Origin of the sequence: Streptomyces agglomeratus (assembly GCF_001746415.1) — a bacterium.
GTDB classification, from domain to species: domain Bacteria; phylum Actinomycetota; class Actinomycetes; order Streptomycetales; family Streptomycetaceae; genus Streptomyces; species Streptomyces agglomeratus.
This window is the reverse complement of record NZ_MEHJ01000001.1, coordinates 4560198-4581119: the sequence shown is the minus strand read 5'-3', so window position 1 is coordinate 4581119 and position 20922 is coordinate 4560198. Positions and strand designations below refer to the sequence as shown.

Sequence of the window (20922 nt, the reverse complement as noted above, 5' to 3'; positions counted from 1 at the left end):
CGCGCCCGCGCATACGCCCGCTGTCCGCGGTCCGATGTCCGAACCATGTACCAGTGTCCTGTCTGAGACCCCGGCCTTCCTCGCTAGACGAGAACGACATACCTGCCGGTTCCCGTACGAAGCACCCAGGCGCTCTCGACAGATGAATGTGAGAGGGGTCACCCTGTCATTCATCCACGCGGGGAGGCATGGATGGGCAGGAGCCGCAGAACACTTCCGGAAGAGCTTCTGTTGCTCGCTCTGGACCCGACAACGGGTACCACAGCGCAGCCGCAGTCGCTCGACCTCGGCCTGGCCGGGGCACAGCTAGTAGAGCTGGCTCTGGCAGGACGGATAGCCCCAGACGGGGATCGTATCGCCGTGGTGATGGCACGGCCGACAGGAGATCCGACATTGGACTCCGCACTGGAACTGCTGCGCAGGCGCGGCAGCCCGGTACGGGCGGTCCACTGGATCGGCGGGCCCCGGCTGGGGCTCCGCCAGACATATCTCTCGCATCTGGAGCGGTGCGGCATGGTGCATGCCGTGGCGGGCCAGATGTGCGGAGTGCTGCCGACGACTCGCTACCAGGCGACGGAATCGGTGATCTGCCGGGAAATCAGGTCCCGGCTCGACAGTGCGATCCGCACCGGCGTACCGCCGGACCCGCGGACCGCGGCGCTCGCCGCGCTCGCTCACGCAGTGGGGCTCGGCAAGCACCTCTACCCCGGCAACGAGGGGCGCTCATCACGCTCCCGGCTCCGGGATCTGATCAGGCACGACCCCATGGGCGGACTCGTGGCGCACGCCGTGATGGACGTCCAGAACGGTGTGGCCGCCCAGCCGCGCCGGGCACCCGCAGCGGGTGGCCGGCCGCAGTCGGCCGTACCGATGCAGTCGCAACCGCGGCAGGCACCGTCACGCCGCGACGCCATGGCACGCGTCCCGGCGCACTGAGCGAGGCACGGGACAACACGCCGGGCAGAGCACCGAGCAAAGGGCTGCGCAAAGCGCCGAGCAAAGCGCCGCGCGGCAGGGCAGCACCCTGAGCAGCACCCGTACGACCAACGCCGCACCGACGTCCCCAAGACCCGGTTCGGGAGCCGCACCGCTGCGCGCGGGGTGGCGGACCGGTCGTCCAGGCCATCCTGGGCAGGACCGGACCGCCACCCCGCGCGCTCGCGTCCGCACCCTGTGTGCGCATTTCCCAGCGCGGACATGACCATTGGTGGCAGTCTGCTGAGCAGTAGAGCGTGCTAGCAGTACAAACGTGCTGGCGGTACATACGCACAACGCATCAGCCGGAGGTGCAGTTCCCGTGGCGTCCAACGTCAACCCCACCGTCAGGCGACGCCGATTGGGCCAGGAGCTCCGCCGGCTGCGCGAGCTCAAGGGCATGACGGCCGAGGAGGTGGCGGAGCGCCTGCTGGTCTCGCAGTCGAAGATCAGCCGTCTGGAGAACGGCCGCCGTTCCATCAGCCAGCGCGACGTGCGCGACCTGTGCGGCGTGTACGACGTCGAGGACCACCGCATCGTCGACTCGCTGATGCAGATGGCCAAGGACTCCCGCCAGCAGGGCTGGTGGCACGCCTTCGGCGACATCCCGTACAGCGTCTACATCGGCCTGGAGACGGACGCCGCCTCGCTGCGCGTGTACGACCCGCAGATCGTCCCCGGCCTGCTCCAGACCCCGCGGTACGCCGAGGCGCTCATCACCGGCGCACTCCCCGAGACCGCGGCCTCCGACGTCGAGAAACGGGTCAACGTCAGACTGCGCCGGCAGGAACGCATCCTCACGGCCGACCAGCCGCTGCGTCTGTGGGCCGTCATCGACGAGGCTGCCCTGCGCCGCGTCGTCGGCGACCGGCAGCTCATGCGGGAGCAGTTGGAGCATCTGGTGGAGCAGTCGCAGCTGCCCCACGTGACGGTCCAGATACTTCCGTTCGACATGGGTGCGCATCCCGGAATCAGCGGTCACTACGCGATCCTGGAGTTCCCCGACGCGGCCGACTCCAGCGTGGTGTACATCGAGGGCGTCACGAGCGATCTCTACCTGGAGAAGGCGAACGACGTACAGAAGTACAGCGTCATGTACGAACACCTGCGCGCCCAGGCCCTGAATGTCGAGGCGTCACGGCACTTCATCGCGAACATCGCGAAGGAATACGCCCGCTGAAGCAGTGCGTCGGCCGGAGGAAACCGGAACGGTACACCTTCGCCGCACCGCAGCGGAAGTCCCCATGGGATATGCCATCCGGTCGGGTGAACGGCCACTTCACGCCTAGTGGTTCGCGAGTAGCGTCGCTCACGCCAGCAAGAACGTTGGCGTCTCACTCTCCACGACCAGCAAAATCGGAGTGAACATGGCAATCCATCAGGGCGCTACGGACACCTGGACGAAGTCCTCGTACTCCGGGGGTAACGGCGCATGTGTAGAGGTCAAGTCCCCGGTCACCCACGCTGTCGCGGTGCGGGACTCGAAGGCGCCCGAGGGTCCTTCGATCACCTTCGCCCCCGGTTCCTGGAGCGCGTTCGTGGGCGGGGTCGGCCAGGGCACGTTCGACCTCGGCTGACCCGTCCGAGCCGAGCAGAAGCGCACGACCGCAGTGAGCCCTCTCGACCGGTCCGCCGTCCTGGCCGAGGGGGCTCCGGCGCGCCCGGCACCGGACGGACGGCAGCCGCTCAGCGCAGTTCGGTGACGTACCGGTCCGTCCCCGGCACCGTCGGAACGAACGGCGCCACCAGCTCCACGCGCCCCAGCCCGGAGGCCGCCACCTCCCCGTCCAGCCCGCCGAAGCGCTCCTCCCACGCCTCGCGCGGGTCGGCCTCCAGGAACCACAGCAGGGTCAGCCGGGTGTCGACTCCTTCGACCTGCTTCACGTAGCTCATCCGGTCCCCCGGCAGGGGTGTCGGCCGGAAGACGGTGACCATCGCGGCCGGTGAGGGCGATCCGGGCCGTCCCGCCAGCCGCTGCGGCAGGTGGGTGTCCCGCAGCCAGTCCAGCAGTGCGGCCCGCCGCTCGGGGCCGTCGGTGTCGACGACCTCCAGCACCAGCCCCCGGTACGGGTGGTCGAGCGCGTGGAAGTCGCGCGGCCCAGCGGCGCCGTCGCGGTAGACTGTGGCCTCGTGGTCCTGGAAGGCCGTGAAGACGTGCGTGCGGTCCTGGTGGACGCGTCCGTCGCGGTTGAGCCGCTTGTTGATGCCGACGGTCCACTTCATGTGCTCGTCGTAACGGCCCTCCGTCACCCAGTACGTCGAGAGGTAGCAGCCGGCCGTGACAGGTTGCGCGACGGCGGACTTCTCCGGGTAGCGCTGCATCTGGAGGTCGCGGGTGGCGACCCAGCGGCGCCCGGCGTACATCCAGGGCATGGCCATCGCCCCGGCGATGAAGTGGTCGTCCTCGTACCAGCGGTTGTACGCGTACTCGTGGCCCGGGTGCGGTTCCACCATGGTGATCAGGGCGTGGCCGGGCCGCACGCCGTACGGCCCCACGGCCGCCAGTTCCGCGTACACCTCACTGTGTGTGTCCTCATCCATGGCCGCCGATCCCTTCCTTCCACCGCCGGACGGACCTACTCTGACGCCTCGTCAGATAAATGGCCAGAGCCGGGCGCAGCGGGAGGCTGGATGTTGCTTCAGGGGAAGACCGTCGTCGTGTCGGGCGTCGGTGCCGGACTGGGCCACCGGATCGCGGCCGCCGCCGTGCGGGACGGCGGCAACGCGGTGCTCGGCGCCCGCACGGAGGCGAATCTCGCCAAGTGCGCCGCCGAGATCGACCCGGACGGCCGGCACACGGCCCACCTGGCCACGGACATCACGCACGAGGACCAGTGCGAGGCGCTGGCCGCACTCGCCGTCGAGCGCTTCGGGCGGATCGACGCGGTCGTTCATGTCGCCGCCCGGGACAGCTACTTCGGCGGCGTCGAGGACGCCGACTTCGCCACCTGGCAGAGCGTGCTCGACGTCAACCTGCTCGGCACCCTGCGGATGACCCGGGCCTGCCTGCCGGCGCTCAAGGCGCAGGGCGGCGCGGTCGTCATCATCGGTACGCAGTCGGCGATCGCCGCACCGTCCCAGGTCGAGCAGGCGGCGTACGCGGCCTCCAAGGGGGCGCTCACCTCGGCGATGTACTCGATGGCCCGTGAACTCGGGCCGCACCGGATCAGGGTCAACACCGTGCTGCCGGGGTGGATGTGGGGGCCGCCGGTCCAGGCGTACGTACGGTTCACGGCGCACACCGAGGGCGTGCCGGAGCCGGAGGTGCTGGGCCGGCTCACCGAGCGCATGGCGCTGCCCGAGCTGGCCACGGACGGCGACGTGGCGGAGGCCGTGGCCTTTCTGGCCTCCGACCGGGCCCGCGCGATCACGGGCCAGTCGCTGCTGGTCAACGCGGGTGAGCTGATGCATTAGCCACCCGCGCGCGTCAGCCGGGTGCGTCATTGCGTACGTCAGCCGGGTACGTCAGTTGTGTACGTCGGCAGGTACGTCACCCACCCCTCCTTCTTACGACCGCACGGGACCCGCATCCCGTGCGGTCGTCGCTGTGTGTACGGCGTGTACGTGCGTGTACGGCGCCTGACGAAGTGTCCGCTCATCGTGTGGCTGTCGTCACGTTCACGACAACGGCCCGGCGGGTCAAGAAAAGGCAAAGACGTTCTGCTTTATGACCTGCGTTCACATGCTTGATCAATGAAAGTCTTGACCGGCCCCCTGAACAGACGGTTCAATCCCCGAAGTCCCCGCTCCCGCACGGGGGCGCCGCCAACCGGACGTACTGACGAAGCGCGATCGGGTTCATTCAGATGAACGCAGCACAAGGCGGACCCCTGGAGGGGGCATGAACAGTCTCGACTGGGCCGTGCTCATCGGCTACTTCGGAATCATGGTCGCGATCGGCGTCTGGTCCCACAAGCGCGTGGACAACGTCAGCGACTTCTTCACGGCCGGCGGAAAGATGCCGTGGTGGCTCTCCGGCATCTCCCACCACATGTCCGGCTACAGCGCGGTCATGTTCACCGGCTACGCGGGCATCGCGTACAAGTACGGCGTCACGTCCTTCGTCACGTGGTCCTTCCCCATCGCGATCGGCATCGCAATCGGGTCGAGCCTGTTCGCCCCGAGGCTCAACCGGCTGAGGTCGAAGCTCCACGTGGCCTCGCCGCTGGAGTACCTCAAGAACCGCTACAACCTGCCCACCCAACAGGCTCTCGCCTGGTCCGGCGTCCTGCTGAAGATCGTGGACGTGGCGGCCAAGTGGGCGGCGATCGCCACCCTGCTGACCGTCTTCACCGGCATCTCGCTCAACCAGGGCATTCTGATCACCGGTGTCATCACCGGCATCTACTGCACGGTCGGCGGGCTGTGGGCCGACGCCCTCACGGAGCTGGGGCAGTTCGTCATCCAGCTCTTCGCCGGGCTGGCGATGCTGATCGCGGTGATGGGGGAACTCGGCGGGTTCAGCTCGCTGTGGACGGTGTGGGACAAGCTCCCGGAGAGCCACAACGACCCGCTGACCGGCGACTTCACGATGATGTTCCTGCTGGCCTACCTCTTCATCAAGACCTTCGAGTACTCGGGCGGCATGTGGAACCAGGCCCAGCGCTACATGGCCACCGCGAACGCCCGGGAAGCCACGCGCTCGGCCCGGCTGTCCGCCGTCCTGTGGCTGGTGTGGCCGCTGGTGCTCTTCTTCCCCATGTGGTGCGCGCCGCTGCTGGTCGACGCGCAGAAGCCGGACGCGTCGGACTCGTACGCCCTGATGACCGAACAGCTCCTGCCGCACGGCCTGCTGGGTCTGGTCATCGTCGGCTTCTTCTCGCACACGATGGCCATGTGCTCGTCGGACGCCAACGCCATCGCCGCCGTCTTCACGCGCGACATCGCGCCCGCCCTGTCGGCGAAGGCGCGCGGGTGGTCGCAGCGGGCGGGTCTGGTGGCCGCGCGACTGTCCACGGTGGCGTTCCTGGCGCTGTCGATGGCGATCGCGACCCAGGTCAACTCGCCGGCCTTCAAGGACATCATCACGATCGTCATCAAGTGGGTCGCCGGTCTGATGGGGCCGATCGCGATCCCGTTCATGCTCGGGCTGCTGCCGCGATTCCGCAGGTCCGGCCCGACGGCCGCGCTGGTGTCGTGGGCGAGCGGGCTGTTCGCGTTCTGGGTGGTGAACTACGGGATGGACGGCGTGGCGACGCAGTACCAGGTGTCGGTGCCGCTGGCGGTCTCACTGGTGCTCTTCGTACTGATCGGGTTCGTCAAGCCGGAGGGCACGCCGGAGCGCGACGCGGTACTGGCGCGCATCAACTCGGACGGCGACGGCGACAGCGGCGGGCACCTGGACGGGAGCGGCGCCTCGGCGGGAGCGGCCGTACCGGCGCCCGCCCGGGCCGGGGACGCGGCCGTGGCGGAGGGGGCGAAGGACTAGGAACGGCGCGGGGTCAGGCCCTCGGGTAGCGGGCCAGCCAGCCGGGGGCGTTGATCGCGGGGCCGTGGAGGGCCGGGCCCTGGGTCATCTCCATCGCGAAGTCGTCGGCGAGTTCGAGGACCGTGGCCCGCCCTTCGAGTTCCGCCACCCAGCCGGGCGGCAGCGCGGTCTCGCCGTGCAGGGCGCCGAGGAGGCTGCCGCAGAGGGCGCCGGTGGCTTCCGAGGCCCCGCCGTGGTTGACGGCAAGGCGCAGGCCGTGGCGGATGTCCTCGCCGACGAGGGCGCAGTAGACGGCGACGGCCAGTACGCCCTCGGCGGTGCGCCCGTCGCCGAGCGACTCGACCAGGGCGGGGGACGGCATGCCCTGGCGTACGGCGCCGAGGGCGTGCTTGAGGGCGTCGGTGACGGGCTGGTGGCCGGGGCGGGCGGCGAGCAGGGCGAGGGCGCACTGCACGGAGACGTCGACGGTCTCGCCGCGCGCCAGGCCGTGCACGATCACGGCGAACGCGCCGGCCGAGAGGTACGCGGTGGGGTGGCCGTGGGTCTGGGCGGCGCACTCGACGGCGAGCTGGAGGACGAGCTGCGGCTCCCAGCCGACGAGGAGCCCGAAGGGCGCGGAGCGGGTCACGGCGCCGGAGTCGCGGGCGGTGGGGTTCCTGGGCCGGTCGAGGGTGCCCATGGTCTCCTCGGCCAGGCCGGTCAGACATTCGCGGGAGGGGTCGCGGCGGGCGTACAGCCACTCCTCGCAGGCGAGCCACCCGTTGTCCTTGCGGCGCTCGTCGGGGCCCCACTCGCGCTGGGTGAGGGCCCAGCGCAGGTGGGCGCGGTGCACGTCGGTGGGCGGGTGCCAGGCGCCCGTGTCGCGGCGTACCTGGGCCCGTATGAGTCCGTCGACGGTGAAGAGGGTCAGCTGGGTGCCGGCGGTGACGGCGCCGCGTCTTCCGTAGGCGGGGACGAGGTCGGTGACGGCGTCGATGCCGTGGGCCGCCTGTATCTCGTCCAGGCTGAGGGAGGCCACCCCGGCACCGAGCGCGTCACCCACCGCGCCGCCCAGCAGGCAGCCCCGTACCCGGCTGCGGAAGTCCTGCTGTTCCGCCCGGCCCCATACGGATGTGACTGGTGCGCTCACCGCTCTGCCCTTCGCGTGTGCCGGCGTACGACGTCTGGAGGGACGTCTGGACGACGTCAGGCGCAGCACTGTAATCGAAGGGGAACGGGGTGTTCAGGGGACGGGTGTGCGACCGGTGGCTGTGGCTCCGCCCGCCCCGGCCGAAGCTCCGCCCGTCGCGCCCGGCCCTCGCCCCGGCCCTCGCTCCTGCCCCGGGGACGCCGGAGGGGGCATACGGTGCCCTGTCCGGCACCGTCCGCCCCCTCCCGCTCGGCTCGCCGCGCGGATCAGTCCGTGATGTGGATCTTGCCGTTGGCGTCGGCCGGCTCCGGGGCCGCCGGCGCCGGCTTCACGCCGCGCTGGGTGATGCCCTTGAGCAGCTCGGCCAGGTCCACGCCCGTGGTGGAGTTGAGCAGCTCCATGCCCTGGGCGACGTTGTCGGTGACCGTACGGGCCAGCTGGCTGGCGCCGTCCGTCGAGATCACGGTCATCTTGTCGATGGCGCTCAACGGCTCGGCCGCCTTGGCGACGACCTGCGGCAGCACCTCGACGAGCATCTGGAGCACCGCCGCGTCGCCGTACTGCGCGAACGCGTCGGCCTTCTTGCGCATGGCCTCGGCCTCGGCCGACCCCTTCGCGGCGATGGCGGCTGCCTCCGACTCGCCCTCGATCCGTACGGCTTCGGCGAGCGCCGCACGGTGCAGCTTCTCGCCCTCACCGGTGAGACGGGAACGCTCGGCGTCCGCCTCGGCCTCCTTGACCTGCGCGATACGACGGGCCTCGGCCTCCTGCTCCGCCTGGTAGCGGGCGGCGTCGGCGGGCTTGCGGACCTTGGTGTCGAGCTCGCGGTCGGTCAGCGCGGCCTGGCGCTCGGCGACCTTCTCCTGCTCGGCGAGGACTTCCTGCTGCCGGGCGGCGTCGGCGAGCGGGCCGGCAGCGTTGGCCTTGGCGGCCGCGGCTTCCGTCTCGACGCGGATCTCGGCCTGCTTGAGGTAGAAGGTCCGCTCGGCGATGGCGATCTCCTCGGCCGCCTTCAGCCGGGCCTGCTCCGAGGCCCGCTTGGCGATGGCCTCGGCGATGTCGGCCTCCTGGCGGGCGCGGGCGGCCTCGGGGCGGCCCAGGTCCTCCAGGTAGGAGCCCTCGGTGGTGATGTCCTGGATCTGGAAGGCGTCGAGGATCAGGCCCTGGCCGGAGAGGCTGGCCTCGGCCTCCTCGGCGACCTGCCCGGCGAACGCGGCGCGGTCGCGGATGATGTCCTCGACCGACATGCGGCCGACGATGGCGCGCAGCGCGCCGGACAGCACTTCCTGCGTGAAGCCGACGATGCCGTCCTGCTGCTGGAGGAAGCGCTGGGCTGCGGCCCGGATCGCGTCCTCGCTGCCGCCGACCTTGACGATGGCCACGCCTTCGAGGTTCGCCTTCACACCGCGCAGGGTGACGGCGCCGCGCACGGAGATGGGGATGTGCCGGCTGGAGAGGTCGAGGGTGAACTTCTGCTGTACGAACGGCACGACGAAGACGCCACCGCCGACGACGACCTTCTGGCCGCTGTTGTCGGTGGAGGTCTGACCGGTGACCGGGTCGACGGACGTCTTGCCGCGCCGGCCGGTGATGATGAATGCCTCGCTGGGGCCGGCGACCTTGTAGCGCGTGATGACGACAAGGGCCAGCAGGACGAGGAGTACGACGACTCCCACGACCGCGATGACGACTGGACTCATGATGGAATTCCCCCCTGCCTTCCCAGGGGACGGCAGCAGTTGGAGTGGTGGTACGTACGCGGAACTGCGGGGCGGCGGCGTCGGCCGTCAGCGTTCGACGGGGCGCACCGCGACCGAGGTGCTCGACAGGGACGCCTCCACCCAGATCTCGGCGCCCCGGGCGACGGGCACGGCGCTCTTGGCAGCCAGCTTCACCGGCTGGCCGCCGAGCCGCACCATCACCTCGCCGTAGCCGTCGGCGGGTATGGCGGTGACGACGGACCCGGAGGTCCCGACGAGGTCGGTGCCGCGCGGGGTGGCGTGGGTCTGGTCGCGCATCAGCGCGCGGCTGAACCGCCACGCCAGCCAGCCGGCGGCGACCCCCGCCGCCACCCCGACTCCGGTGGCCGCACCGGCTCCCAGACCTGTGGCGCCCAGCACGATGGCGCCGCCGAAGCCGAACATCGAGAGGAACCCGGCAACGACGGGCAAGGACAGGAGCCCGTCGAAAAGGCCGTCGAGGACGCCCCCGAAAAGCCCTTCCAATATCCCGTCGAAGATCAACGAGAGGGCCAGCAGCACGATCCCCGCAACGCCGAGACCGAGAAATACATTCATCCCGCTCGCCTTCCCCCGTGTGCGCCGAGCTCTTGAACAAAACGGATCGTCTCATGCGGCACTGACAGAAAACATTGCCGGGTTCCGGCAATCTTTACGCCGCCTTGATGCCGCGTCACTCCAGTACCGGCAGCAACTCCGGAAGGTGCCCGTCCGACGCGGCCGCCGCCTGCTGCCGCTCCACCGGTACGTCGCCGTACAGCGTCGTCCGGGGCTTGGAGGGGCGCCCCGCGGCCTCGGCGATCGCGACGAGGTCCTGGACGGAACGGTACGAGCCGTAACCGGAGCCCGCCATGCGCGAGATGGTCTCCTCCATGAGCGTCCCGCCGAGGTCGTTCGCGCCGGAACGCAGCATCTCGGCGGCGCCCTCCGCCCCCAGCTTCACCCAGCTGGTCTGGATGTTCGTGATGTGCGGGTGGAGGAGGAGGCGGGCCATGGCGATGACGGCCCGGTTGTCGCGGTCGGTCGGGCCGGGGCGGGCGATGCCGGCCAGGTAGACGGGCGCGTTGGTGTGGATGAAGGGAAGCGTCACGAACTCCGTGAAGCCGCCGGTCTCCTGCTGTATGCGGGCCAGCGTGCGCAGGTGGCCGAGCCAGTGGCGGGGCTGGTCGACATGCCCGTACATCATGGTCGAGGAGGACCTGATGCCCAGCTCGTGCGCGGTCTTGACGACCTCGATCCAGGTGGCGGTGGGCAGTTTGCCCTTGGTGAGGACCCAGCGCACCTCGTCGTCGAGGATCTCGGCCGCCGTGCCCGGGATCGAGTCGAGCCCGGCCTCCTTGGCCGCCGTCAGCCACTCCCGGACGGACATGCCGGTGCGCGTGGCGCCGTTGACGACCTCCATGGGTGAGAAGGCGTGGACGTGCATGCCGGGTACGCGTTCCTTCACGGCGCGGGCGATGTCGAAGTACGCCGTGCCGGGGAGGTCGGGGTGGATGCCGCCCTGCATGCACACCTCGACCGCGCCGACCTGCCACGCCTGCTCGGCGCGGTCGGCGACCTGGGAGAGGGACAGGGTGTAGGCGTCGGCGTCGGTACGGCGCTGGGCGAAGGCGCAGAAACGGCAGCCGGTGTAACAGACGTTGGTGAAGTTGATGTTGCGCGTGACGATGTACGTGACGTCGTCGCCGACCACGTCACGGCGCAGCTCGTCGGCGATGCGGGTCAGGGCGTCCAGCGCCGGGCCGTCGGCGTGGAGCAGCGCGAGCGCCTCGTCGTCGGTGAGCCCGGTCGGGTCGTCGGCGGCCTGCTTGAGTGCCTGGCGTACGTCGGTGTCGATGCGCTGGGGCACCATGCCGGGGGCCGCGGCCTCGCGCAGCGCGTCCCAGTCGCCGTACACGTTGTCGAAGTCGTCCCGGCGGTCGGAGGTGCGGCCGGTGGTGTCGATGGTGCGGTGGAGGTCGGTGCGGCCGGTGCCGGCCGCCGACGCGGCCGCGTTGAACCCCTCGTCGGGTTCCTGCCACGGCAGCCCCACCGGACGTACGTCCTCCCGGGCGAGTCCGGTCTCCGGGTCCGCGAGGGCGCGTACGTGCGGCATCAGCCGGGGGTCGAGCCAGGGTTCGCCGCGCCGGATGAACTCCGGGTAGATGGTCAGGCGTTCGCGCAGCTCGAATCCGGCGGCGGCGGTCTTCGCGGCGAGCTCGTCGATGTGCGGCCAGGGGCGCTCGGGGTTCACGTGGTCGGGGGTGAGCGGCGAGACGCCGCCCCAGTCGTCGATGCCGGCGCCGATGAGCAGGGCGTACTCGGAGTCGACGAGGTTGGGCGGGGCCTGGATGCGCGCGCCCGGCCCGAGGATGTGGCGGGCCACGGCGATGGCGGCGGCCAGCTCCTCCAGCTCGGCGTCGGGCATGCCGCGCATGGCGGTGTCCGGCTTGGCGCGGAAGTTCTGGACGATGACTTCCTGGATGCCGTGGTAGGCGCGGGCGGTCTTGCGGAGCTCGAAGAGGGAGTGGGCGCGCTCCTCGTACGTCTCGCCGATGCCGATGAGCAGGCCGGTGGTGAAGGGGACGTTGGAGCGCCCGGCGTCCTCCAGGACCCGCAGGCGTACGGCGGGCTCCTTGTCGGGGGAACCGTGGTGCGGGCCGCCGGGCTCGGACCACAGGCGGGTGGCGGTGGTCTCCAGCATCATGCCCATCGAGGGGGCGACGGGCTTGAGCCGCTGGAGGTCGGTCCAGGACATGACGCCGGGGTTGAGGTGCGGCAGGAGCCCGGTCTCCTCAAGGACGCGGATGGCCATGGCACGGACGTACGCCAGGGTGTCGTCGTACCCCTCCGCCTCCAGCCACTCACGCGCCTCCGGCCACCGGTCCTCTGGGCGGTCGCCGAGGGTGAAGAGGGCTTCCTTGCAGCCCATCCCGGCGCCCCGCCGCGCGATGTCGAGCACCTCGTCGGGGGAGAGGAACATGCCGTGGCCGTCGCGGCGGAGCTTGCCGGGGACGGTGACGAAGGTGCAGTAGTGGCACTTGTCGCGGCACAGGCGCGTGAGCGGGATGAACACCTTGCGCGAGTACGTGATGACGCCGGCCCGCCCCACGGCCTCCAGCCCGGCGTCGCGCACGCGGGCGGCCGACGCGGCGAGGTCGCGCAGGTCGTCACCGCGCGCCTGGAGGAGCACGGCGGCCTCGGCGGTGTCGAGCGCGACACCGTCGCGGGCCCGCTTCAGGGCGCGGCGCATGCCGTTGGCGGTGGGGGTGGGGGCGGTCCCGCGGTGGTTCGCGTTTCCTCGCGGTGCGTCGCTCGCGCTCGTCGTCATGCGTCCGAGCATACGAGCGGACACCGGCATGGTCCGCTGTGCGGACTGCCCGGCAGGAAGGAGGTGGTGCCCCCGGGCCGTCTCCCGAGGGGCTGCGAAGTGGCGGTGCCGGCCGTCGACGGCGGTCGCGGGGTGCGTTCCCGTACGGTCGTGGCGTCGCGCGGCCCGGCCGGTACGCCGGAGGGCGCGTCCTCGACGACGAGGCCGCGCCACTGCCCGGTCAGTCGCTCACGGTGCCGACATCGAGCTGAAGACGACGAAGCCCAGCACCATCCCGAGGACCAGGCCGATCCCGGCGACGACCAGGCCGGTCACCGCGAGCGGCTCGTCCTTGGACTTGGCGATCCCGCCGAACACCAGGCCGAGGACGCCGAACAGAGGCGGACAGAAGAAGAGTGCTACCACGCCGAAAACGATCGCGACGATGCTGAACGGGCTTTTCTGCACGTGCGTTCCTCTCCCCCGAGGTGCCGGCCACCGGCCGGCGCTCACCATGCCGAATGGCCAAGGTAGCGGCGCACGGGCCGGTGGCACAGAGGGACGGACGAAAGTGGTCAGACAAACCTCGCGTACGCGTCGAGCACGCGGAGCACCTCGGCCTCTCCGGCCGGCGGCAGCTGCACCACCAACTCCTCGATGCCCAGCTCCGCGTAGTGCTCCATCTTGCCCGGGTTCGGCTTCACGGCGTACGGGACCACGTGCAACGTCCGCGGGTCGCGTCCCGCCGCCTCCCAGGCCGTACGCAGCGCCGGCACCGCCTCCGTCAGGCCCCGGCCCCCGATCGGCAGCCACCCGTCCGCGTACTCCGCGATGTGCGCGAAGAGTTTCGGGCCCGCCGCCCCGCCCACCAGCGTGCGCGGCCCGGTCACCCGGCCGCGTGGCTTCTGCACCGGCTTCGGATGGGCGTACGAGGCCCGCACCGAGCCGAACTCCCCGTCGTACGCGGTTGGTTCCTCCGCCCACAGCGCCCACATCAGCGCCATGCGGTCCCGTGTCCGTTCGCGGCGCGTGGCCCACTCCACGCCGTGGTCCGCGGCCTCCTCCTTGTTCCAGCCGTAGCCCACACCGAGCGTGAAGCGGCCGCCGGACAGGTGGTCCAGGGTCGCGATCTGCTTGGCCAGGTCGATCGGGTCGTGCTGGGCCACCAGCGTGATGCCGGTGCCGAGGCCGAGCCGTTCCGTGACCGCCGCGGCCTGGCCGAGGGCGACGAAGGGGTCGAGCGTGCGGCCGTACTCGCGCGGCAGTTCGCCGCCCGCCGGGTACGGCGACTCGCGCGACACCGGGATGTGGGTGTGCTCGGGCAGGTACAGGCCGGCGAAGCCGCGCTGCTCCAGTTCGCGCGCGAGCCGTACCGGGGTGATCGTCTCGTCGGTGAGAAAGATCGTCGTGGCGATCCGCATGCGGGAGCTCCTCGTCGTCGGCTGTCCGGCTTCCGCCGCCCGGCGCCCTGCTCTGTTCCGGTCGGGGGCGACCGGTGGGGCGTCGGGTGGGGCGTCCGGTGGGCGCCAAACTACGCTCTGCCGGGCTTCGGCGCAGCGCCGCACCGGCGAAGCGTCATCGTGGCCGTCGGCTGCCGCACCCCTTCCGTTGCACGGGAGTTCACGGCTCAATCAGGGTGTCAGTACGCGCGGGTACCCCTGGGAGAGGCCGACATGACGAGTTCGACGACTGGACCGACGCGCCGCGGACTGTTCGTGACCGGCGCCGCCACCGCCCTCACCTTGGGCGGCATGAGCTTCGCGGATGCCGCGCCCTCCGGCGGCGAGGAGACCAGGACCGTACGCGGCACACTCCCGCCGGGGTCGCCCGACTACGTCTACCTGCCCGTCGAAGTGCCGCGCAGAGTACGGGAGATCGCCGTCTCGTACACGTACGAGAGACCTCCTGTGCCCGCCGGCACGCAGGGCAACGCCCTCGACATCGGCATCTTCGACGAGCGCGGCACCGGCCTGGGCGGGCGCGGCTTCCGCGGCTGGTCGGGCGGGGCCCGGCCGGAGTTCTTCCTCCGCGCCGACGCCGCGACGCCCGGGTACATCCCCGGTCCGGTGCGCGCGGGGACCTGGCACATCGTGCTGGGTCCGTACACGACCGCCCCCGGGGGGCTTCCGTACGCCGTCACCGTCACGCTCCGGTACGGCGCGCCCGGCAGCACCCCGGCCCCCGTCTACCCGCCGGAGCGCGCCATGGGGCGGGGCCGCGCCTGGTACCGGGGCGACTGCCACCTGCATTCCGTGTACTCCGACGGGAGGCGCACCCCGGCCGAGATCGCCGCGGCGGCCCGTGCGGCGGGGCTCGACTTCATCAACACGAGTGAGCACAACACCCATGCCGCGCACAGTGCCTGGGAGGGGCTGTGGGGGCCGCACCCCGACGGCGAGCTGCTGATCCTCACCGGCGAGGAAGTCACCACCCGTAACGGGCATGTCGTCGCCGTCGGCACCGACCCCGGCACCTTCGTCGACTGGCGCTACCGCGCCCGTGACAACCGCTTCGGCCACTACGCCCGTGAGATCCGCCGCGCGGGCGGCCTCGTCGTACCCGCGCATCCGCACGCCACCTGCGTCGGGTGCAACTGGAAGTTCGGGTTCGGGGAGGCGGACGCGGTGGAGGTGTGGAACGGGCCGTACACCCCCGACGACGAGATCGCGCTCGCGTCCTGGGACAGCACGCTCGCCACCGGGGGCGGCCGGGGCTGGACGCCGGCGATCGGCGGCAGTGACGCCCACCGCGAGCCGCAGCTCGTCGGCCTGCCGCAGACGGTGGTCCTGGCCGACGACCTGACCCGGGAGGCGATCCTCGACGGCATCCGCGCCGGCCGCTCCTACCTCGCCGAGTCCTCCGCCGTGTCGCTCGCCTTCGGCGTCTCCGGGGGCCGCGCCCGTCACGCGGGCATCGGTGAGCGGCTGGCCGTCGGCGCCGGCACCCCCGTCACCGTCCGCCTCGACGTCACGGGCGCCCCCGGGTGCACGGTCCGCTTCGTGACCGACCAGGGCACCCTGCACACGGCGCCGCTGCCGGCGTCCGGCGCGGGCACGGTGGAGTGGCGTACGACGCCCCGGTACGCCGCCTACGTACGCGCGGAGGTGCGCCACCCGCCGGCCCCGGACGCGCCCGGCCTGCCGGGAGCACCGGCGGCGCTGACCAACCCCGTCTTCCTCGGCGGAGCGGACGGGGCGCCGTAACGCCGGGCCGGGCCGGAGACGGCATGACGAGAGGGCCGGGAAGCCGCGTCACGGCTTCCCGGCCCTCTTGAGACTCGGGTCGAACAGGTGGTCCGTCCGGCGGACCGGCGGGTCAGTCCTGGACGACCAGCGCCGGGGTCTCCTTCGTCAGCACCTCGCCGCGGAAGAACGCCGGGCTGCGGCGCTGCATCGCGGCCATCAGGACCACGCCGAGCAGCAGCAGTCCGACGGCGATGACGAACACCGAGCCGACGCCGCCGACCGAGGAGCCGCTGCCGTACGCCGGGTCCCACATGTCGTACAGGGTCTTGCCGAAGACTCCGGTCAGCAGGACGCCGCCGAGGACCGGGCACAGGCCCTTGTAGACGAAGTCGCGGGTGGAACGCAGCAGCTCGCGACGGAAGTACCAGGCGCAGGCGAACGCGGTGATCGAGTAGTAGAAGCAGATCATCAGGCCGAGGGCGTAGATCGTGTCGATCAGTACGTTCTCGCTGAGCAGGGTCATCACCGTGTAGAAGACGCCGGTGCTGAGGCCCGCGACGACCGTGGCGCGGCCCGGCGACTTGAAGCGCGGGTGGACCTTGGCGAAGGACGCCGGCAGCGCCTCGTACGAGGACATGGCCAGGACCGTGCGGGCGACCGGGATGAAGGTGGTCTGGAGGCTGGCCGCGGCGGAGGCGAAGACCGCGAGCGACAGGAAGATGCCGAGGACCAGGCCCATGACGGGCTCGCCGAGAACGGCGAAGACGTTGTCGGAGTTGTCCGGGTTGGCGAGTCCGAGGCCCTTGTCGCCGGAGCCGACGGCCATCTGGGCGGCGATGCCGGTGGCCAGATAGGAGGCGACCAGGACGAGCATCGCGATGAGGGCGGCGCGGCCGGGCGTCTTGGCGCTGCCGGTGGTCTCCTCGTTCGCGGTCAGGCAGGCGTCCCAGCCCCAGTACATGAAGATCGACAGGGAGAGACCGGCCGTGAAGGCGGCGAAGGACTGGACGGCGAACGGGTTCATCCAGGACCAGGAGAAGTCCAGGCCCGTGTCGAAGGAGCCGCTGCCGGCCTTCTGGAAGGCCATCGTCACGAAGATGGCGAGCACGACGAGCTGGAGGCCGACCAGGGCGTACTGCACACCCTTGGTGGCGGTCATGCCCCGGTAGCTGATCGCCGTGGCGATGGCGATGAGGACGAGGCACGTGAGGATGTGGACGGCCTTGTTGTCGTCCAGGGCGCTGATCGCGTCGTTGCCCGTGAGCCGGCCGGCGAGCAGCCAGAAGTACGTGGTCGCGACACCCGCGAGGTTCGAGAGGACGATGATCGTCGCGATCACCAGGCCCCAGCCGCACATCCAGCCGACGCGCGGCCCGAACGCCTTCACCGTCCAGGTGAAGGAGGTGCCGCAGTCCGGCATGACGCGGTTGAGTTCGCGGTACGCGAAGGCGACCAGCAGCATCGGCAGGAAGCCGGCCAGGAAGATGGCGGGCATCTGGAGGCCGACCTCGCCCGCGGTCGAGCCGAGCGTCGAGGTGAGGCAGTAGACGGGCGCGACCGTCGAGATGCCGATGACGGCGCTGCCCATGAGGCCGACAGACCTGCTGCCGAGGCCCTTGTCACGTACGCCTGGGCCGTCCGGGGCGTTGACGCCCCTTACCGTGTCTCCGGCCTGGGGCCGGGTGTCAACCTGAGTCATGAACGGGACGTTAACGCGTGCGTTTTCCACATCCGGAGGCAAAGGATCCGCTCAAAGATCCTTGAATTTGACGGAGTCGAGCGCCTTATTGGTTGCGGATTGAAGGTTCTCACGGACGTGGGAGCAGGCATTACCAGGCAGCACACCCATACTTCCGAGGTGCGGAAATCGCAACCCTGTCCTATATGCCCGGTTCAAAAGTTTCCCGTACCTCTTTCCGGAGGGCTCATCCGGTCCAGACGACGGCCTGCGTCTCGCTGTACGCGTGCAGCGCGTACGAGCCCACGTCCCGCCCCACTCCGCTCTTCTTGAAGCCGCCGAACGGCGCCTCCATGTTGCGCCCCACGGTGTTCACCCCCACTCCGCCCGCGCGCAGCCGCCGTGCCACCCGGAAGGCCCGGGACACATCGCCCGACCAGACGTAGTCGATGAGCCCGTAGTCGCTGTCGTTGGCGAGCGCGATGCCCTCCTCCTCGTCGCCGTCGAAGGGGACGACCACGACGACGGGGCCGAAGATCTCCTCGCGGACGACCCGCATGTCGTTCGTACAGTCGGCGAAGAGCGTGGGGGCCACGTAGAACCCCTTGTCGTACGCGGGCCTGCCGCCGCCCGCGACCAGCCGGGCGCCCTCCTTCCTGCCCAGCTCGATGTACGACTCGACGCGGTCACGGTGGGCGGCGGAGATCACCGGGCCGACGACCGTGTCCCGGGCGGCGGGGTCGCCGACCTTGAGGAAGCCGAGGTAGCCGGTCAGCTTCTCTACCAGCCGGTCGTATATCCCCCGCTGGGCGATCACCCGGGTCGGCGCCGTACAGATCTGCCCGCTGTAGAAGGAGAACGTCGTGCCGATGCCCCGCACGGCGGAGTCGAGGTCGGCGTCGTCGAAGACGACCGCCGCGCCCTTCCCGCCGAGCTCCATGAGCTGGCGCTTCATGTGGCGCCCGCAGACTTCCGCGATGCGCTGTCCGACGGCCGTCGACCCGGTGAAGCTGACCATGTCGACGTCCGGCGAGCCGACGGCGGCCTCACCGGCGGCGGGCGACGAGCCGGTCACGACGTTCACGACACCCGGCGGCACCCCGGCCTCCGCCAGCGCCGCCGCCATGCGGTAGACGGACAGCGGGTCCTGTGGCGCGGGCTTCACGACGACGGTGTTGCCCATGGCGAGCGCGGGCGCGACCTTGCCCGCCGCGTTGGCCCACGGGTTGTTGTACGAGGTCACGCAGGTGACGACGCCGACGGGCTGGCGTACGGCCAGCGCCCCGAAGACGCCGGCCTTCCCCATCGGCCCCGCCGGATTGACCTGTGGCGGCAGCCCCGTCTCGACGGGCTCCAGCGCCCCGCGCGCGTACCGCCGGAAGCGGGCGGCGGCGACGGCGACCTGCATGCCGAGGGCGGTGGCGGCCGTGGCGCCGGTCTCGGCGCGGGCGACGCCCGCGTGCGCGGCGGCGTCGCGCTGGATCAGGTCGGCGGCCCGGTCCAGGATGGCGGCCCGTTCCTCCGGGGCGGTACGGGACCAGGCCGGGAAGGCGGCCCTGGCGGCGGAGGCGGCGGCGTACACCTGCTCACGGCTCGCCTCCGGGGCCAGGCCGGCGACCTCCTCGGTGGCCGGGTCGATCACCTCGTAGTGCCCGCCGTCGGGCTCGGTCCACTCGCCGCCGATGAACAGCCGTCCGGGCGGCTCCCGGTGCGGGCTCACTTCGTCGCCACCGTCCTCGTGTCCCGGCCCGAGCGCAGTACCGTGCCCGGCACCGCCCCCGTGACCTGGTCGTCCCGTATCACCTCGACGCCGTTGACGCGCACGGACACGATCCCGAGCGCCTTCGAGTCGAGCCGCGGGCTGTCCCCGGGCAGGTCGTGCACCAGCGTGGCCGGTCCCGCCGCGATCCGCTCCGGGTCGAAGAGGACGAGGTCCGCGTGGAAGCCCTCCTCTATACGTCCGCGCTCGCGCAGCCCGAAGAGCCGGGCGGGGTCGTCGGTCAGCATCTTCACCGCCTGCTCCAGCGGCACGAGCCTGCGGCCGCGCAGGCAGTCACCGATGAAGCGCGTCGTGTACGGCGCCCCGCACATCCGGTCCAGGTGCGCCCCGGCGTCGGAGCCGCCGAGCAGGACGTCCTCGTGCTGCCAGGTGCGCTGCCGCAGTTCCCAGCTCGCGGGGTCGTTGTCGGAGGGCATCGGCCACAGGACGGTAAGCAGGCGGTCGTTGGCGCAGATCTCGACGAGGCAGTGGAAGGGGTCCTGACCGCGTTCGGCGGCGATGTCACGCACGACGCGCCCGCTCAGGCCCTCATTGGCCTCGGAGTACGTGTCGCCGATGACGTACCGCTCGAAGTCGGCGAGGCGGCGGAAGACGCCGGCCTCCTTGCTGTCGGCGCGGCGCAGCATTTCGGCGCGTACATCCGGATCGCGCAGCTTCTCGATGCGCTCGGAGACGGGGAGAGCGAGGATGTCGCCCCAGCCGGGGATGAGGTTGAGGGCGCAGAAGGTGCCGAGCGACATGTTCATCGGGGTCAGGATCGGCATGGTGAGGGCGACGATCCGGCCGCCGGCCTGCCGGGCGCGTTCGCTCGCCCGCAACTGGCGCGGGACGCGCTCGGGAACGGCCGCGTCGATGGTCAGCACGTTCCAGTTGAGGGGGCGGCCGGCGGCGGTGGTCATGTCGACCAAGAGGTCGATCTCGTCGTCGGTGAACTGGTCGAGGCAGCCGGCGACGATCGCCTCCAGCTGGGTGCCCTCGTGCTCGCCCACCGCGCGGGAGAGTGCGATCAGCTCGGCGGGCGTGGCGTGCCGGGAAGCGACGGGCTGCCCGTCGCCGTCGGAGTGGGTGGACGACTGGGTGGTGGACAGGCCCCACGCGCCGGCGTCCATCGCGTCGTGCAGGAGCTGGACCATGTGCGCCATCTGCCGCTCGGTCGGCTGCCCGCCGACGGCGTCCGCGCCCATGACGTGGCGGCGCAGGGCGCAGTGGCCGACCATGAAGCCGGCGTTCACGGCGATGCGGCCTTCGAGGGCGTCGAGGTACTCGCCGAAGGTGTGCCAGTTCCAGGGGGCGCCCTCTTCGAGCGCGACCAGGGACATGCCCTCGACCTTCGACATCATGCGGCGCGTGTAGTCGGCGTCCTCGGGGCGGTCGGGGTGCAGCGGCGCGAGGGTGAAGCCGCAGTTGCCGCCGGCGACGGTCGTGACGCCGTGGTTGAGGGACGGGGTGGCGAACGGGTCCCAGAAGAGCTGGGCGTCGTAGTGGGTGTGGGGGTCGACGAAGCCGGGCGCGAGGACGAAGCCCTCGGCGTTCTCGGTGGTACGGGCGGGCTCGTCGACGGTGCCGGGTCCGGCGATGAGGGCGATGCGGCCCTCGCGGACGCCCACGTCGGCGACGTACGCGGGGGCGCCGGTGCCGTCCACGACGGTGGCTCCGCGGATGAGGTGGTCGAGCATGGCGGTCCCTTCGGGAGAGTGGGGTGGGAGAGGGGGCGCGTGG

Annotated in this window: 16 protein-coding genes; 6 read left to right on the top strand and 10 right to left on the bottom strand. The window is 71.1% G+C overall.

Annotated features, from left to right (window positions below; translation table 11 throughout):
- The first annotated feature begins 192 nt into the window (after window positions 1–192).
- From AS594_RS19980 to AS594_RS19970, 3 genes are all read left to right on the top strand, one after another.
- Complete coding sequence (locus AS594_RS19980; RefSeq protein WP_069928333.1) at window positions 193–936, top strand: GOLPH3/VPS74 family protein; 744 nt, start codon at window positions 193–195, stop codon at window positions 934–936.
- 361 nt (window positions 937–1297) lie between these two features.
- Complete coding sequence (locus tag AS594_RS19975; protein ID WP_069928332.1) at window positions 1298–2155, top strand: helix-turn-helix domain-containing protein; 858 nt, start codon at window positions 1298–1300, stop codon at window positions 2153–2155.
- 187 nt (window positions 2156–2342) lie between these two features.
- On the top strand, window positions 2343–2552 hold the full coding sequence (locus AS594_RS19970) for a DUF397 domain-containing protein (RefSeq protein ID WP_069928331.1): 210 nt from the start codon (window positions 2343–2345) through the stop codon (window positions 2550–2552).
- A gap of 109 nt (window positions 2553–2661) precedes the next feature.
- Here the strand turns inward: AS594_RS19970 and AS594_RS19965 are convergent, their stop codons facing one another.
- Complete coding sequence (locus AS594_RS19965; RefSeq protein WP_069928330.1) at window positions 2662–3516, bottom strand: hypothetical protein; 855 nt, start codon at window positions 3514–3516, stop codon at window positions 2662–2664.
- Window positions 3517–3606: 90 nt separating this feature from the next.
- Between AS594_RS19965 and AS594_RS19960 the strand changes: the two genes are divergently transcribed.
- Both AS594_RS19960 and AS594_RS19955 read left to right on the top strand, forming a co-directional pair.
- Window positions 3607–4389, top strand: coding sequence for an SDR family oxidoreductase (locus AS594_RS19960; RefSeq protein ID WP_069932474.1), 783 nt, complete (start codon window positions 3607–3609; stop codon window positions 4387–4389).
- Between the two features lie 427 nt (window positions 4390–4816).
- Complete coding sequence (locus AS594_RS19955; protein ID WP_069932475.1) at window positions 4817–6403, top strand: sodium:solute symporter family protein; 1587 nt, start codon at window positions 4817–4819, stop codon at window positions 6401–6403.
- 13 nt (window positions 6404–6416) lie between these two features.
- Here the strand turns inward: AS594_RS19955 and AS594_RS19950 are convergent, their stop codons facing one another.
- The 6 genes from AS594_RS19950 to AS594_RS19925 form a co-directional block, all read right to left on the bottom strand.
- Window positions 6417–7532, bottom strand: coding sequence for an ADP-ribosylglycohydrolase family protein (locus AS594_RS19950; RefSeq protein WP_069932476.1), 1116 nt, complete (start codon window positions 7530–7532; stop codon window positions 6417–6419).
- 266 nt (window positions 7533–7798) lie between these two features.
- Complete coding sequence (locus AS594_RS19945; protein WP_069932477.1) at window positions 7799–9232, bottom strand: flotillin family protein; 1434 nt, start codon at window positions 9230–9232, stop codon at window positions 7799–7801.
- 87 nt (window positions 9233–9319) lie between these two features.
- Window positions 9320–9829 carry a hypothetical protein gene (locus tag AS594_RS19940; protein ID WP_069932478.1) on the bottom strand — a complete coding sequence of 170 codons (510 nt, stop codon included), beginning with the start codon at window positions 9827–9829 and terminating at the stop codon, window positions 9320–9322.
- 115 nt (window positions 9830–9944) lie between these two features.
- On the bottom strand, window positions 9945–12581 hold the full coding sequence (locus AS594_RS19935) for a bifunctional FO biosynthesis protein CofGH (RefSeq protein WP_079148449.1): 2637 nt from the start codon (window positions 12579–12581) through the stop codon (window positions 9945–9947).
- Between the two features lie 228 nt (window positions 12582–12809).
- Window positions 12810–13028 carry a hypothetical protein gene (locus AS594_RS19930; RefSeq protein WP_069928324.1) on the bottom strand — a complete coding sequence of 73 codons (219 nt, stop codon included), beginning with the start codon at window positions 13026–13028 and terminating at the stop codon, window positions 12810–12812.
- Window positions 13029–13135: 107 nt separating this feature from the next.
- On the bottom strand, window positions 13136–13981 hold the full coding sequence (locus AS594_RS19925; RefSeq protein ID WP_069932479.1) for an LLM class F420-dependent oxidoreductase: 846 nt from the start codon (window positions 13979–13981) through the stop codon (window positions 13136–13138).
- A gap of 252 nt (window positions 13982–14233) precedes the next feature.
- On the opposite strand from AS594_RS19925, the gene AS594_RS19920 reads away from it, so the two are divergent.
- Entirely contained in the window at window positions 14234–15763 is a 1530-nt protein-coding gene (locus AS594_RS19920) for a CehA/McbA family metallohydrolase (protein WP_069932480.1), read from the top strand.
- A 112-nt stretch (window positions 15764–15875) separates the two neighbouring features.
- Here the strand turns inward: AS594_RS19920 and AS594_RS19915 are convergent, their stop codons facing one another.
- The 3 genes from AS594_RS19915 to AS594_RS19905 form a co-directional block, all read right to left on the bottom strand.
- Window positions 15876–17444: an APC family permease gene (locus AS594_RS19915; protein ID WP_069932481.1), complete on the bottom strand. Its 1569-nt coding sequence runs from the start codon at window positions 17442–17444 to the stop codon at window positions 15876–15878.
- A gap of 226 nt (window positions 17445–17670) precedes the next feature.
- Entirely contained in the window at window positions 17671–19143 is a 1473-nt protein-coding gene (locus tag AS594_RS19910; RefSeq protein ID WP_069928320.1) for an aldehyde dehydrogenase family protein, read from the bottom strand.
- A complete protein-coding gene (locus tag AS594_RS19905; RefSeq protein ID WP_069932482.1) occupies window positions 19140–20879 on the bottom strand; it encodes an N-acyl-D-amino-acid deacylase family protein in 1740 nt (579 codons plus the stop codon). Before AS594_RS19905 ends, AS594_RS19910 begins: the two co-directional genes overlap by 4 nt.
- Window positions 20880–20922 lie beyond the last annotated feature (43 nt).

Coding starts and splice junctions, on each gene's coding strand:
- AS594_RS19970 (WP_069928331.1), top strand. CDS start 2,343: ATGGCAATCCATCAGGGCGCTACGGACACCTGGACGAAGTCCTCGTAC.
- AS594_RS19955 (WP_069932475.1), top strand. CDS start 4,817: ATGAACAGTCTCGACTGGGCCGTGCTCATCGGCTACTTCGGAATCATG.
- AS594_RS19945 (WP_069932477.1), bottom strand. CDS start 9,232: ATGAGTCCAGTCGTCATCGCGGTCGTGGGAGTCGTCGTACTCCTCGTC.
- AS594_RS19915 (WP_069932481.1), bottom strand. CDS start 17,444: ATGACTCAGGTTGACACCCGGCCCCAGGCCGGAGACACGGTAAGGGGC.
- AS594_RS19905 (WP_069932482.1), bottom strand. CDS start 20,879: ATGCTCGACCACCTCATCCGCGGAGCCACCGTCGTGGACGGCACCGGC.
- AS594_RS19935 (WP_079148449.1), bottom strand. CDS start 12,581: ATGACGACGAGCGCGAGCGACGCACCGCGAGGAAACGCGAACCACCGC.
- AS594_RS19980 (WP_069928333.1), top strand. CDS start 193: ATGGGCAGGAGCCGCAGAACACTTCCGGAAGAGCTTCTGTTGCTCGCT.
- AS594_RS19940 (WP_069932478.1), bottom strand. CDS start 9,829: ATGAATGTATTTCTCGGTCTCGGCGTTGCGGGGATCGTGCTGCTGGCC.
- AS594_RS19920 (WP_069932480.1), top strand. CDS start 14,234: ATGACGAGTTCGACGACTGGACCGACGCGCCGCGGACTGTTCGTGACC.
- AS594_RS19960 (WP_069932474.1), top strand. CDS start 3,607: ATGTTGCTTCAGGGGAAGACCGTCGTCGTGTCGGGCGTCGGTGCCGGA.
- AS594_RS19965 (WP_069928330.1), bottom strand. CDS start 3,516: ATGGATGAGGACACACACAGTGAGGTGTACGCGGAACTGGCGGCCGTG.
- AS594_RS19925 (WP_069932479.1), bottom strand. CDS start 13,981: ATGCGGATCGCCACGACGATCTTTCTCACCGACGAGACGATCACCCCG.